The organism is Nostoc sp. WHI (assembly GCF_015714725.1).
Lineage (GTDB): Bacteria > Cyanobacteriota > Cyanobacteriia > Cyanobacteriales > Nostocaceae > Nostoc.
In genome coordinates this window covers 34,601-48,416 of sequence record NZ_WBKM01000235.1, presented here as the reverse complement: position 1 = coordinate 48,416, position 13,816 = coordinate 34,601, and the positions used below count along the sequence as shown (strand labels likewise).

Below are 13,816 nucleotides of genomic sequence, written 5' to 3'. Positions count from 1 at the left end.
ACTCCCCACTCCCCACTCCCCACTCTCGCCAAATACCAAATCTACGTAGGGGAAATCGTGAACCAAGGCGAGATTGTGTTGTTGACAGAAGGCGACAGCTTCTTGGAAGAAAGATAAAGGAGCGATCGCAGCCGTGGGATTATGAGGATAGCTTAATACCATCATCCGTGACTGAGCCAAGACTGGGACAGGGATATCAGCAAACACTGGTAAAAAATCGTTTTCTGGCCGTAACGGCATCGGGTAAATTTGACCACTAGCTAGGTAGACTCCCCCAGCATGGGAGGGATAACCTGGATCGAGCAATAGGGCAAAATCTCCTGGATTGAGTATTGCTAGGGGGAAATGGGCTGTACCTTCTTGAGAACCAATCAGAGGTAATACCTCAGTTTGAGGATCGACTTTGATGCCAAATTTTTGTTCGTACCAGTTGGCTGCGGCTTCGCGAAACCCAAGGGTACTGTTAAACAACAGGTACCCGTGGGTACTGCGATCGTGAAGAGACTGGGCGATCGCCTCAATGACATGTACCTCGGCTGGTAAATCAGAAGACCCCAACGACAAATCAATTACTTGTTGTCCGGCTGCCAATGCAACTGCTTTGGCTCTGTCCATATCAGCAAATACATTAGATTGTAGGGATTGTAAACGCTTTGCAAATTGCATCTTGGTCATTTGTCTTTTGTTTTTTATCCTTTGTCAATAGTCATTAGCAAATGACTATTGACTATTGACCAATGACTAATTAGTATTCAAATGCGAATCTAAAAGAGCGAGTAATTTCTCTTTGCCGATGACTCCCTCAGTGGATATCAAAACTTCCTGTCCTTGAAACAGTCTGAGAGCGGGTACACCTTCCACTTGGTACTGCTTAACAGTGAGTGGGTTGGGGTCAATTTCCATTTTAACGACTTTGAGGCGATCGCTATATTCGATGGCAGCTGAAGCGATCGCGGGCGACATCAATTGACAAGGCCCACACCAGGAAGCCCAAAAGTAAACTAATACAGGCTGCTCGGCTTTTAACACTTCAGTTTCAAACTCAGCATCAGTTATGGTGATTACAGCCTTATTCATTACAGTCTCCATCAGGTGGCATCAAAGTTGGCACACACAATACTTTATCTCAAAGTATTGACTAATGACGTAAAATCCCACAGCCAACAGGCGTGGGACTGGCTCAAATAACTTTTCTGCCAATTTTACAGCTGATCCAATTGCTTGCGTAGGGAATCCAACTCGGTATCAACCACCTCACTGGACTTAGGAGCAGTAGTTTGTTGTTGCGGTGGCAGTTGGGGTTGATTTTGGGGAGTCGCAGGTGGTAACATTTGCGCTTTCAAGGCTGCCAATTCATCATCAACATCGCTACCACCTTCTAACTGGGCAAATTGAGTTTCTAAATTTGCACCTGCTAACTCTCCTAGTGCCTGGGCCTTGGATTCTTGAATCAAGACTTTTTCTTCCATCCGCTCGAAGGCAGACATTGCACTGCTGGTATTCATCCCACTCACCATGCTTTGGAGTTGCTCTTGGGCTTTTGCAGTGGTGATCCGAGCTTTGAGCATTTCTTTCTTAGTCTTAGCTTCAGAAATTTTGCTTTCCAACTGGATTAAGTTGCGCTTGAGAGTTTCAACTTGAGTCCTTTGGGTATCCAAACTAGCTTTGAGGGCTACGCTGGTGTCCGTATAAGTTTTCTTGCGCTCTAGAGCTTGTCGTGCTAAGTTCTCATCGCCTTTTTGCAGGGCTAGTTGGGCATTGCGTTGCCACTTATTGATTTCATTTTGGGCACCATTGTACTGGATCTCGCTGCGTTTTTGGGCGGCGATCGTTTGGGCTACTCCCCCACGCAGCTGAACCAAGTCTTCCTGCATTTCCAGGATAGCTTGTTCTAACATTTTTTCGGGGTCTTCGGCTTTGTTAACCAGGTCGTTGAGGTTAGAACTAACTACTCGCTTAATGCGATCAAATAATCCCATAACTTTGTTTTTCCTTGTCTGGTTTACGCTTTTTGTTGGACAGTTAGCTTTTTTACTTTTTAATAGCTACCTATTTTAATGTAATCTTTCCGGTTTGAATCAGTAACTCCCAACAACTCTTAATTGTTAAGATATCTCCAAACTGGGTTAATTAGCCGAACTTTAAGAGTCCTGAGTTTTGGGTACCTGCTGTGCTGTCTTCTGGTTCTCCTCAGTGAGGAGACTGTTGTGCTGTGTGTTTTCTGACTGGTTTAAAACCTGCACCTTCATCGCTGCTAATTCGGCATCTACATCATTAGATTCCAAGGAAGTAAATTGTGTTTCCAAGTCGTCGCTACTGAGTTGAGCTATTGCTTCTGATTTAGCTTCTATCTGCAAAACTTTTTCTTCCATCCGCTCAAAGGCACTCAGACTGCTGGTGGCAGAAACGCCGCCGAGCATTTCCTGGAGGCGATAAGATGCTTCGGCAGAACGGGCGCGAGCAATATACATATCTTTTTTAGTTTTTGCCTCGGCAATTTTTAACTCTAGCGATCGCATATCTTTTTTTAGCCTAGCTACTATATTGTTTTGCTGCTCTATCTGGTTGGAGAGGGCTGAAAGCAATTCTTTGTAGGCTTGACGTTTAGTAAGAGCTTCCCGTGCTAGAGTTTCGTTGCCTTGTTGCAGGGACAATTGGGCACGACGATGCCATTCTTCTGCTTGAGATTGTGCAGCCGCAGCTTGTCGTTCGGTACGTTTTTGGGTAGCGATCGCTTGTGCTACACCCTGCCGCAATAGCACCAAATTTTCCTGCATCTCCATGACGGTTTGCTCCAGAATCTTTTCTGGATCTTCTGCACTACCGATCAGACTATTGAGATTAGCGCGAATCACCCGCAGGATACGCTTGATTAATTCCATGTCGGCTCTCCATTCACGAAACTCAGTACTGAATAATGAGTGCTGAGTGCCTAATTAAAGTCCTAAGTATAAAAATTTTTGTCATACGGTAGTTATGGAGTGCTGAATACCCAGTTAGAGTACTGAGTATAAGAATTTTTGTCGTAGGATCACAGACGTCTCTACTATTCAGCACTCTTATCTCATGGTATCTTAGATTATTGCAACTCATGGCTGCTGAACCCGTGCCTTGATTCCTCTCCTCTGTAACAGTTGCAGATGTTGTTTTACTTGCTCTTTAGTCTTAAAAGCACCTAGATAAATCAATTCTTTGCTGGGTGATAAATAAGCATCGGGAATTACTTGCCGGGCTGAGGCTAAAGCCCGCCCTTGATTTTCTATCACTACATGATATAACCCATCTGTTCCTGGTTTGATTTCCGCATTCGACTTTGGTGAGGTTGTGATCGGCTTGGGCGAGGTTTTTGCCGTTGCGATGGGAGGCAAACTCAGGGGAGGCAAGGGTTGTACTGTCGGTACTGGTGCTAAGGCGATCGGATTTGTCGGTTTTAGGGCTGTGTTGGGGTCAGGCAATGCCCCTTGAGAATTTGCGGGGTTTTGGGGAACGACTGGATTAAGCACTACTGGGAGGGTAGGTTGGATTTTGGGTTTTAAGCCAACTACATCATTAGGGTCTCTCACCTCAGGAAACTCTTCGGCGGCTAGATTAGGATACTTGGGTATAGATGTGCTTGGTGGTTGGAGCTGAGGTTGGACATTACTGCCAACTTCCTCAGTATTTTCTGGTACAGGAGAAGAATTCCCGTTAAACAACTTGCTTAAATTCCATTGTGACAAGCTTTTGGGATTGAAAACTACATAACCCAAGGTAAGACTCGCTACCAATAGCAGCAACATGGAGCCGATACCCAAAGGTGATAGCAGACTGTCGCTAGAATTGCTTTGCTTCTTGATTTCTGGTTGTTCTTCTGTCAGACTTCGTAGCAGTGCTTCACTAGATTCCAAATAGTCATCTGGCTGCTTAGGGGCGTCATCCGGCTGCACGAGATTTTCGCTCTTAGTATCTTTAACGACTGCTGGCACGATGCTGCTAGTAAAGTTGGGCGGGGGGGGTGGAAGTTGAGTTTGTGTTTTCGCAGAATCTGAGGTGGAGGGTATATTGAGATTATTTAGTTCCTCGGTCTTGGCCGTAGGTGGTGCTGGGTTCCTCTGAGGATTTACGGTTACAGATGCGGGTAGTACGTCGATTTTTGCCGTAGGTGGTGCTGGGTTCCTCTGAGGATTCACAGGTGCAGGCGGCACGTTGATTTTAATTTCTGCTACTGATGGCTGAGTTGTTGCCGATGTTGTAGAAATGGCAGTCAACTGCTGGGGTTTACTGCTGATATAACTCCCAATACGGGGCTGGTTTGAGGACAGCGGACCAATTCGCGCACGTCGGTATCGAGCCAACTCTTGATCTAGCGGCACCTCTAAACTCGCTAGTGCTGCTGCTAGTGCTGGTTTCAACCCAGGTGTTTTAGACGATTGAGTACCGGAATCGATCAGGGGATTTTGGGTCATTGCTTTTGTGCCACAAACGTAGACTGCTGGAATTAACTTTAGATAGATTTGTGACAATAGTAGCGGAAATTATCTAAATAGATAGACTGGGCATTGGGCATTGGGCATTGGGCAAAAACAGTTCCGAGTTCTGAGTGAAGAAGTGAGATTCCCAACTCAGCACTCAGCACTCAGCACTCAGCACTCAGCACTCAGCACTCAGCACTTTTAATTATGTCGTTGAAATCAATTAATCATGTTTTAGGCATTCTGGAAAAACAGGCTAAATGGCAAGAGCAACCATTTCAACGCCTGCTCAAGTGTTGGACAGAAATTGTTGGCCCAGTGGTTGCCGCACATACTCGACCATTATCGATTCAACGCGATGTTTTATGGGTAGCAACTTCTAGTGCAGCTTGGGCGCAAAATCTAACTTTTGGTCGCCCGTCTCTGCTTTTAAAGGTGAATAAAAAGCTACCAACGCCTTTGGTTGATATTCGCTTCTCTACAGCCGGGTGGCAGCATCCATCTGTAGAAAGAGAACAGCAACAAAAGGTTTTGCCGCATGAGCATCCTAGTTACCTTGGTGATGATATTAGCCACACTGATGTTACACCTACTAAGGATGTGAATGCTGCTTTTGGGCATTGGGCTAAGATAATGCGATCGCGATCGCATGGCTTACCCCTTTGTCCCCAGTGTCAATGTCCCACCCCACCCGGTGAACTCCAGCGCTGGGCAGTTTGTTCTGTCTGTGCTGCTAAACAGTTTTGAAGAAAATCAGTCCTGACCTAAATTAAAAGCAAAATAGTTTAGCAATTATTCGTTGTACATAATTTATACTAAAGAAACTTGCTACTTACCACATAAAATATTTCTGATTCTTCAGAAAAATATATTTTTGCAGCAGAATATGCCGAATGTGGTATGCAAAGTACAGTATTTATCTTGAATTCTCTGTTTTAAGCCATCCTTAAGGAGGAATTTAAAAGGCTGGATAAATCAAAAGCTTTAGTTTTACTCTTGATCCCTAATAAGTTTTAGCCTAAATCTATGGGTAACCACTCTAAGGATCATTGAAAAATATAACAAGAATATAAAAACATCCTAAAGTTTATTTTTTCGTTGGGATCGCTGAAACCTATAGAAAACAATGACTTTTTGGCTCTAGTCCCTCTTAGTATATAGAAGCAAAATATAAGGGTGAAATTTAGCCAGAAACGCTACTAAAGATGAACCCAAATGAAACCCATTAAATTTTTAGCATCTGCCTGTCGATATTGCCGTCATTACCAGCCAGAAGGCCGCCGTGGTGGAATGTGTCAGCAATTGGGAGCGCCAGTTAAAGCAACTTGGAAAGCTTGCTCTTTGGCACTCCCACCTTTCGCACCTTCTTGGGAAACCTTGGAAGATGCTTGGAGTTTACCAGATGCAACACCAGTTTTAGGTTCTTCTCAATCTCTAGTGTTAGGTGTAAACAATGCTGTTCTTGCTTCTGTAGAGGAAATAACTACCTCTATCTAACTCTTATTTAATTTTTAACAAAACTACGAGAAAATACGGAGGGGAGTACAAGTCTAGCAGGAAACAATGATAAGTCAGCATTTAGAAATTGCGACACTCGCAGTGCCAGCATCGCGGCAACAGTCAACAGAGATAATTGCACTTGATGCGATCGTCGAACTACAAAATTTTATCGATCTGCGTCCAGATGCACGTCAGATAAAGAAAGCGTTGGCACTTAAGCTAGTTTATCAAGGCTACCAGCCCTTTCAAGTGTGTTAATGCTCTGTGTTTTCCGGGCTAGAATCTGATTCTATTGAGACATGGAGCTTATTTTTAAGATAAGTTAGTTTCGGTTGAGCAATCTTTGGGACTCGCGGATGATGACGAAAAGCCCTGAGCTTGATAAAACCTGAAATAACAAAAATTAATGCGAAAGTTCCCAATCTTGCAGCATCGAAATAGCATCTTTATACAAAGACAAATCCACCTGGTGAACTTCTATTCCCTGCCCAATTCCTTCTAAAAGGGTGATTGTCAATTTTCCCCCTAAGTGTTCACGGAACTCGGTAAGCCCCCTAAATAGGCAGTATGGATGGTCTGGTTGATCTAATTGCTCTGACAGTGCCGATACGTACAAGCTGAAGCCTAATTTTTTAAGTGTACTTAGAACCCTTTGCCACTCCGATCGCAAGAGTCGCCCTGTTAAATATGAATAGGTCGTGTCCAAAGCAACACCGATCGCTACAGCTTCACCGTGACGTAGGCTGTAATTCGTTAAATGCTCCAGTTTGTGAGCAGCCCAGTGTCCAAAATCCAAAGGACGCGATGAACCCATCTCAAAGGGATCGCCGCCGCCAGCAATATGCTCTAAGTGCAACTGAGAGCAGCGATAGATCAGCTTTTCCATTATGTCCATGTCTCGATTAGCTAATCTATCGGCATAAGTCATAATAAAATCGAAGAAATCTACATCTTTAATCAGCGCCACTTTCACTGCTTCTGCAATACCCGATCGCCAATCTCGATCATCAAGGCTAGTGAGGAAATCAAAGTCATTCAAGACAGCATAAGGTGGCATGAATGTACCCAAAAAGTTTTTCTTGCCAAAGGCATTGATTCCGTTCTTTACGCCTACGCCCGAATCGTTTTGCCCTAACACTGTCGTCGGTACTCGTAGTAGCCTAATTCCTCGGTGAGCCGTTGCTGCTGCGTATCCTGCCATGTCTAGCACGGCTCCACCTCCAATTGCTAACACGTAGGAGTGACGGCACAATCCTACTTCATCAATAATCTGATGAATTTGCTCTATAAATCTAGAATCGTTCTTGACTGCTTCTCCACCCGGAACTATCATCGGCTCACCGCTCAGTCTTAGTACATCTCCATAATCCTGAGCATAAACTGATAATTTTTTTAGCAACCCATTCTGGTGCTGTAAAAGTCCTCCATCTACCACTGCTAGCACTTGCTTTGGCGTTGTCTCCCCATCTGCGGCAATCACTTGTGCAAGTAAAGGATTATCTAACTGAAACAAACCTCTAGTGAAATGAACATCATAGTTGAAGATCACACGAACACATTGATTAATTGATTGGAGACTTAGAGTAGTCTTTTGTTTTATAGCCATTTCAACACCATCACTTTTTAAATAACTGAAATATAGATGCACCACTGCAATTAAAATTTACAGCGCATTGAACACAATAAATTTATTTGAAACTTCAAACTTTGAATGATTTATTAAATTTGAGTTAATAAATTATTTAAGCTTTGAAGTCTCTTTATTTAAGTGTATAAGCTACGGCACTTCTCTATGAGATACCACGCATAGCTTGCTTAAGAGAAGGGTACGCTCCGAATTCAAAATCCAAAATTAATAATAATTTCTAAATTTATTTAGATAGATAGATGTCGTGACTTCGGAGGTCTTGTATCCTTTTATTTTTCGGTCAAAAATAGCATTAATTAATTTAGAAACTTTGTTGATTCCTAGAATTTATATCTTAGGTTGTCAGCATTACATAAAAGTCTAATTGTTTTCCGCAACCTAGTTTTATGCTTTATATAATCAAAATCATATCTTTACAGTATCTTATTTAAAGCTGTGAGATTTTTATAGATTTAGTAAAGTTATGATCTAAGTAATATATTATCTAGCTGGTTTAATAATAAAGTATTAAGTTTTGTGGTAAGTTTTATACTTGGTTGTCACAAAAAAGTTGGGCAACTTCTACTGAATTCATCATGAGTAAAGTAAACAAGTTACTGCATGACTGGCTATTACAGTCTGTCTCAGAAAAAGCTACTGCTTGGCTAGAACAGAAGCAGGCACGGATTGCTAGTGGCGCTGCTGAACGAGTATTTTTCATGGCTTTTAGTGCTGTGCCGCGTTATCTGGGTAAACAGGATTTGCAGCTAACATCCCAGGACTTGGAAGCAGCACAGGACGTGCTTCCAGGTTGGTATCCTGGTAACTGGAGTGTAGATCAAGCGGGTCGCACACTCTTGCTTTTAGCTTTGCCCCACAATGATGCTGAGGGGTATGTGCGATCGCTCGATCAAGTCTTCTCTACTGCCGATATGGGGGAGTTAGTCGCACTTTATCAAAGTTTGCCCCTATTACCACATCCAGAGTTACATCGCCACCGGGCTGCTGAAGGAATTCGCAGCAATATGAGTAATGTGTTCCAAGCGATCGCACTACGGAACCCTTATCCGGCGGATTATTTAGATAATGCTGCTTGGAATCAGATGGTGCTGAAAGCTGTGTTTGTCGGCAGTCCACTGCATCTAATTTGGGGTCTAGATCGCCGTGCTAATCCAGAATTGGCGAGGATGTTGGCAAATTATGCCCACGAACGTTGGGCAGCTAAACGCTCAGTTACGCCAGAACTTTGGCGAGCTGTGGGACAGTTTGCCGATACCGCAATCATCGCAGATTTGGAAAGAGTGCTGGTTAATGGGGATATAGCCGAGCAAGAAGCAGCAGCCTTAGCTTGTGCTCAATCGTCTTTACCCGAAGCGCAAGCATTACTTTCCCGTTATCCAGATTTACAGTCATCTATTCAACAAGGTAATCTGACTTGGAACAGTTTTAGCAGCGATGCCTGCGGCGAGCTACGCTAACGCTTATCAGTCTCCAAATGAAAGAGATTAGGCACTGGGCATGAGAAAGACAAGGAGAATAATCCATGCCAATGCCCAATGCCCAATGCCCAATGCCCAATTATTAAACTACACCATGATGTTTATCGATCCTCACATTCATATGTGTTCCCGTACTACCTACGATTACCTAGTAATGCGGGAATATGGCATTGTCGCTGTCATTGAACCAGCTTTTTGGTTGGGACAACCCCGAACTAATGTCGGTACATTCAAAGACTATTTCAGCACTCTTGTGGGCTGGGAACGGTTTCGTGCTAGTCAGTTTGGTATCCAACATTACTGTACAATCGGACTAAATCCCAAAGAAGCTAACAACGAGGCACTAGCAGCAGAAGTTATAGAACTGTTACCACTTTACGCCGGTAAAGAGGGGGTTGTAGCTATCGGCGAAATTGGCTATGACGACATGACAGAAGCAGAAGATAAGTACTTTTGTCAACAGTTAGAATTAGCCAAAGAATTAGATATGTTGGTACTAATTCATACGCCCCATCGTAACAAGAAAGCGGGTGCTAGTCGGAGTATGGATCGGTGTGTCGAATATGGTTTAGATCCTTCACAAGTCATTATTGATCACAATAATGAGGAAACCGTTGAGGAAGTATTAGAACGGGGCTTTTGGGCTGCTTTCACGATTTATCCACAGACAAAGATGGGTAACGCCAGGATGGTAGAAGTTGTCCGTAAATATGGACGCGATCGCATCATTGTAGATAGTAGCGCTGATTGGGGTATTAGCGATCCTTTGGCAGTCCCAAAAACGGCTCAGTTGATGTTAGAAAGAGGTATTCCTGAAGAAAATGTGCGGGCAGTTTGTTATGAAAATGCCCTAGCTGCTTATAGTCAAACTGGGCAGATGAAAGCATCAGACTGGCTCAATCCTCAATCTATTGATCAGCGTCAGCTATTCGATGGTAACTCTGTGTTGCGGGGACAGGAACCAGGAATTAATTCGGTTTCAGTGCTGATTGAGTAGGAAATATAGACCTGTTGGATAAAGATTTTTTCACGCAGAGGCGCAGAGTCGCAGAGGAAGAGAAAATTTCATGAATTATTTAGTTAAGGAGGCAGACGAGTGAATGTTGCAAGCTTAAATTTTCAAGGCTGGCGAGGTTATTTGGAATTGATGCGTCCGGCTAATATTGTTACTGCTTGGGCGGATATTCTGGTTGGTTTTGCTGCTTCCGGCTCTGGGATTATTTTTGCTAAATTAATCAATGGAGAAGCAAGTTATGACGTATTAATTCCATTAGCTTGGTTGTTATTAGCTACAACTGGTTTGTATGGCGGCGGTATCGTTTTTAATGATGTTTTCGATGCTGAATTAGATGCAAAAGAGCGACCAAATAGAGCAATTCCTAGTGGCCGTGTATCCCCTAAAAATGCTATTCTATTGGGGAGTATACTTTTTGCAATCGGTATTATAGCTGCTTTTCAAGTATCTTGGTTGAGTGGCGCGATCGCTATATTTATCATTCTGGCATCGCTGCTGTATGATTCATTCGCTAAACATCATCCTTTTTTTGGCCCTTTAAATATGGGTTTGTGTCGTGGCAGTAACTTATTATTAGGTGTAAGTGCTGTACCTGCAATAATAGGAGAACGTTGGTATTTAGCGCTAATTCCTGTTCTTTACATTGCGGCAATCACCGCAATTAGTCAGGGCGAAGTTCATGGAGGTAAGAAGATTACAGGAGTACTAGCAATAGTACTGATTGCAATAGTTTTAACGGCAGTTTTAGCTTTAGGATTATTAGGAGATTATACAGCGATCGCGGCACTACCATTCGCGGTTTTATTAGCTATCCGAGTGCTACCTAATTTTATTAAAGCTGCGCGTGAACCAATAGCCGAAAATATCCGAACTGCTGTGAAAGTAGGTGTGTTGTCTCTAATTGTTTTAGATGCAACGGTTGCATCTGGTTTTGCTGGTTTGTATTACGGTTTATTAGTTCTAATTTTGCTACCAATTTCGATGAAGTTAGCACAAATTTTTGCTGTTACTTAAGATTAACTAAATAGAATTATGAAGGTATCACGCAGAGGCGCAGAGTCGCAGAGAAACGGATTTCACTTAACTTATTGCAGCAATATTCATCCTGGTGAAAGTTGGCTAGAGGTTTTTGCTAATTTAGAGAAGTATATTCCTGAACTCAAGTCACGTTTATCGGCTACAGCACCATTTGGTATTGGTTTGAGGTTAGCAGATGCAGCTGCAAAAGAGCTTTTAGAAAGTAATAACTTGGCTCAATTTCAAGGGTGGCTAACTCAACAAGATTTATATGTTTTTACTTTAAATGGATTTCCTTATGGCGGATTTCATCGACAAGTAGTAAAAGACCAAGTTTATTCACCAGATTGGTCTATAGAGGAACGTTTAAATTATACATTAAACTTGACACAAATCTTAGCAACTCTGTTACCAGAGGGGCTGGATGGCGGAATTTCTACATTGCCATTATCCTATAAACTTTGGTGGGGAAAAGACCAAGCAACTTATGAAACAGTTGTGAAAAAGAGTTGTTTTAACTTAGTATCAGTTGTTGTAGAAATGATTCGCGTTTACGAACAAACAGGAAAGTTACTCCATATTAATTTAGAACCTGAGCCTGATGGATTAATTGAGAATACCTCAGAAGTAATTGATTTCTATCAAAATTGGTTGTTGCCAATCGGCGGTAGTTATTTATCAGAAAAATTAAATATTGATCAGGGTTTAGCAGAAACTAAGCTGCTAGAACACGTTCGTATTTGCTATGATACGTGCCATTTTTCCGTTGAATATGAGGAGCCAAAGTCTATATTTGCGCGGTTGCAATCAGCAGGAATTAAGATTGGTAAGATTCAAATCAGCGCCGCAATTCAAGTTAAAATACCTGCTGAGATTGAGAAGCGTAATTTGATAGTTGAACGCTTACGCCCCTTTGCTGAATCTACTTATCTTCACCAAGTAATAGAACGTCGCAGCGACGGTACACTTCATCACTATCCTGACTTAATAAATGCCTTACCACATTTAGAAGAATCTCTAGCTGAAGAATGGCGTACTCACTTCCATGTCCCAATTTTTATTCGTGATTATCAAATTTTGCAGTCTACCCAAGATGACATTGCTACTGTTTTGCGTCTACTTCAAACAAACAATGCTTGCTCACATTTAGAAATTGAGACTTACACTTGGGATGTATTACCATCAGAAATGAAAATAGATTTGCTAACTTCTATTCAACGGGAATATGAGTGGGTATTAAAAGAACTCGCCGCAAATTAAAAGGAATTAAGTTTATGAAAAAAACGGTTGTTCTAAATGTTGTTGGATTAACGCCAAGTTTGTTAGGAGAAAATACGCCGTTTTTATCTTCTTGGGCGGCTATTGGACAAGTGGTTCCAATCACAACAGTATTACCTGCTGTAACTTGTTCGGTTCAGGCTACTTATTTAACAGGAAAATTGCCTGATGAACATGGAATTGTCGGTAATGGTTGGTACTTCCGCGATGAGTGTGAAGTGAAATTTTGGCGACAATCTAATAAATTAGTACAGGCTCCCAAAGTTTGGGAAATAGCTAAATCTATTGATCCAAACTTCACTTGTGCCAACCTTTTTTGGTGGTACAATATGTATTCTTCAGTAGATTATGCCATTACGCCGCGCCCAATGTATCCCGCAGATGGGAGAAAATTACCTGATATTTATACCCATCCTAGTGATGTGCGATCGCAAATTCAATTCGATTTAGGTAACTTCCCTCTGTTCGATTTTTGGGGGCCAAAAACTTCGATTAGTTCTAGCCAATGGATTGCCAATTCAGCAAAATGGATTGAGGAACGTTACAGCCCTACATTATCATTAGTTTATTTACCACATTTAGATTATTGTCTGCAAAAATTTGGTAACAATCAAACACAAATCCAAACAGATTTGCAAGAAATTGATGCTGTTTGTGGCGATTTAATTAAATATTATCAAGCACGTAATACTCAGGTAATTATTCTTTCTGAGTATGGCATTAGCCCAGTTTCCAAAGCAGTGGATTTGAACCGCGTGCTACGAACAAATGGTTTAATTGCTGTGCGGGAGGAATTGGGGCTAGAACTGCTCGATTTTGGCGCTAGCATTGCCTTTGCTGTTGCTGATCACCAAATTGCTCATGTGTATGTGAATGATCCAGCATACATCCCAAAAGTGCGATCGCTTCTAGAAGCAACTGAAGGCGTAGCACAGGTGTTGGATGAAGAAGGTAAACAAACCTACCACCTAAATCATCCTAGATCGGGGGAGTTAGTTGCGATCGCTAAACCTGATGCTTGGTTTACATATTATTATTGGCTCGATGATGCTAAAGCGCCTGATTTCGCTAGAACTGTAGATATTCACCGCAAACCTGGTTACGATCCTGTAGAACTTTTCCTTGATCCGCAGATAAAATTTCCTCAGGGAAAAATTGCTCTCAAGCTACTGAAGAAACAACTCGGTTTTCGCTATTTAATGGACGTGATTCCTCTGGATGCTTCCCTAGTACGTGGCTCTCACGGTCAGATTACCACTTCTCCAGATGAAAGTCCCTTATTTATCACCCATCAAACTCACTTAGTTGATCAAAACTTCATTCAGGCAACAGATGTTTGCTCGTTGATTCTCAAACATTTGAATATAGGTGAAAATAATCTGCAATAAACTCTGTCTTCTTCTATATTCGTTAAAAAGCGATCGCCTGA

General features: G+C 42.2%; 13 protein-coding genes and 1 pseudogene. 8 read left to right on the top strand and 6 right to left on the bottom strand.

Annotation, left to right across the window (positions count from 1 at the left end; all coding sequences use genetic code 11):
• The 5 genes from F8S12_RS23890 to F8S12_RS23870 all read right to left on the bottom strand — a co-directional run.
• The coding region (locus F8S12_RS23890; RefSeq protein WP_196518807.1) for an aminotransferase class I/II-fold pyridoxal phosphate-dependent enzyme at positions 1-666 on the bottom strand (666 nt) is incomplete at its 3' end.
• 75 nt (positions 667-741) lie between these two features.
• A complete protein-coding gene (locus F8S12_RS23885; protein ID WP_196518801.1) occupies positions 742-1,077 on the bottom strand; it encodes a thioredoxin family protein in 336 nt (111 codons plus the stop codon).
• Between the two features lie 125 nt (positions 1,078-1,202).
• A complete protein-coding gene (locus F8S12_RS23880) occupies positions 1,203-1,979 on the bottom strand; it encodes a PspA/IM30 family protein (RefSeq protein ID WP_196518800.1) in 777 nt (258 codons plus the stop codon).
• Positions 1,980-2,141: 162 nt separating this feature from the next.
• The gene (locus F8S12_RS23875) at positions 2,142-2,882 is read right to left on the bottom strand and encodes a PspA/IM30 family protein (protein ID WP_196518799.1); all 741 of its coding nucleotides are present in this window, start codon (positions 2,880-2,882) and stop codon (positions 2,142-2,144) included.
• A 207-nt stretch (positions 2,883-3,089) separates the two neighbouring features.
• Complete coding sequence (locus F8S12_RS23870; protein ID WP_196518798.1) at positions 3,090-4,445, bottom strand: hypothetical protein; 1,356 nt, start codon at positions 4,443-4,445, stop codon at positions 3,090-3,092.
• 213 nt (positions 4,446-4,658) lie between these two features.
• Between F8S12_RS23870 and F8S12_RS23865 the strand changes: the two genes are divergently transcribed.
• From F8S12_RS23865 to F8S12_RS23855, 3 genes and pseudogenes are all read left to right on the top strand, one after another.
• Positions 4,659-5,198, top strand: a complete 540-nt coding sequence (locus F8S12_RS23865; protein ID WP_196518797.1) for a DUF721 domain-containing protein — start codon at positions 4,659-4,661, stop codon at positions 5,196-5,198.
• A 468-nt stretch (positions 5,199-5,666) separates the two neighbouring features.
• Positions 5,667-5,948 (top strand): hypothetical protein, encoded by a 282-nt coding sequence (locus tag F8S12_RS23860; RefSeq protein ID WP_196518796.1) that lies wholly within the window; start codon positions 5,667-5,669, stop codon positions 5,946-5,948.
• A gap of 66 nt (positions 5,949-6,014) precedes the next feature.
• A pseudogene (locus F8S12_RS23855) lies at positions 6,015-6,188 on the top strand (IS630 family transposase); the annotation flags it as partial.
• A 166-nt stretch (positions 6,189-6,354) separates the two neighbouring features.
• Here the strand turns inward: F8S12_RS23855 and F8S12_RS23850 are convergent.
• Positions 6,355-7,557: a 3-dehydroquinate synthase gene (locus F8S12_RS23850; protein WP_196518794.1), complete on the bottom strand. Its 1,203-nt coding sequence runs from the start codon at positions 7,555-7,557 to the stop codon at positions 6,355-6,357.
• A 617-nt stretch (positions 7,558-8,174) separates the two neighbouring features.
• Here F8S12_RS23850 and F8S12_RS23845 point away from each other — a divergent pair.
• The 5 genes from F8S12_RS23845 to F8S12_RS23825 all read left to right on the top strand — a co-directional run bounded on the left by F8S12_RS23845 (position 8,175) and on the right by F8S12_RS23825 (position 13,775).
• Positions 8,175-9,056 (top strand): EboA family metabolite traffic protein, encoded by an 882-nt coding sequence (locus F8S12_RS23845; protein ID WP_196518793.1) that lies wholly within the window; start codon positions 8,175-8,177, stop codon positions 9,054-9,056.
• A gap of 85 nt (positions 9,057-9,141) precedes the next feature.
• Entirely contained in the window at positions 9,142-10,074 is a 933-nt protein-coding gene (locus F8S12_RS23840) for a TatD family hydrolase (protein WP_230968222.1), read from the top strand.
• A 99-nt stretch (positions 10,075-10,173) separates the two neighbouring features.
• Positions 10,174-11,106, top strand: coding sequence for a UbiA-like protein EboC (gene eboC / locus F8S12_RS23835; RefSeq protein WP_442946825.1), 933 nt, complete (start codon positions 10,174-10,176; stop codon positions 11,104-11,106).
• A gap of 18 nt (positions 11,107-11,124) precedes the next feature.
• Positions 11,125-12,369 (top strand): metabolite traffic protein EboE, encoded by a 1,245-nt coding sequence (gene eboE / locus F8S12_RS23830; protein WP_196518792.1) that lies wholly within the window; start codon positions 11,125-11,127, stop codon positions 12,367-12,369.
• 14 nt (positions 12,370-12,383) lie between these two features.
• Positions 12,384-13,775 carry an alkaline phosphatase family protein gene (locus F8S12_RS23825; RefSeq protein ID WP_196518791.1) on the top strand — a complete coding sequence of 464 codons (1,392 nt, stop codon included), beginning with the start codon at positions 12,384-12,386 and terminating at the stop codon, positions 13,773-13,775.
• Positions 13,776-13,816: the final 41 nt, after the last annotated feature.

Coding starts and splice junctions, on each gene's coding strand:
- F8S12_RS23875 (WP_196518799.1), bottom strand. CDS start 2,882: ATGGAATTAATCAAGCGTATCCTGCGGGTGATTCGCGCTAATCTCAAT.
- F8S12_RS23880 (WP_196518800.1), bottom strand. CDS start 1,979: ATGGGATTATTTGATCGCATTAAGCGAGTAGTTAGTTCTAACCTCAAC.
- F8S12_RS23840 (WP_230968222.1), top strand. CDS start 9,142: ATGCCCAATGCCCAATTATTAAACTACACCATGATGTTTATCGATCCT.
- F8S12_RS23845 (WP_196518793.1), top strand. CDS start 8,175: ATGAGTAAAGTAAACAAGTTACTGCATGACTGGCTATTACAGTCTGTC.
- F8S12_RS23860 (WP_196518796.1), top strand. CDS start 5,667: ATGAAACCCATTAAATTTTTAGCATCTGCCTGTCGATATTGCCGTCAT.
- F8S12_RS23870 (WP_196518798.1), bottom strand. CDS start 4,445: ATGACCCAAAATCCCCTGATCGATTCCGGTACTCAATCGTCTAAAACA.
- F8S12_RS23885 (WP_196518801.1), bottom strand. CDS start 1,077: ATGAATAAGGCTGTAATCACCATAACTGATGCTGAGTTTGAAACTGAA.
- eboE (WP_196518792.1), top strand. CDS start 11,125: ATGAAGGTATCACGCAGAGGCGCAGAGTCGCAGAGAAACGGATTTCAC.
- F8S12_RS23865 (WP_196518797.1), top strand. CDS start 4,659: ATGTCGTTGAAATCAATTAATCATGTTTTAGGCATTCTGGAAAAACAG.
- F8S12_RS23850 (WP_196518794.1), bottom strand. CDS start 7,557: ATGGCTATAAAACAAAAGACTACTCTAAGTCTCCAATCAATTAATCAA.
- F8S12_RS23825 (WP_196518791.1), top strand. CDS start 12,384: ATGAAAAAAACGGTTGTTCTAAATGTTGTTGGATTAACGCCAAGTTTG.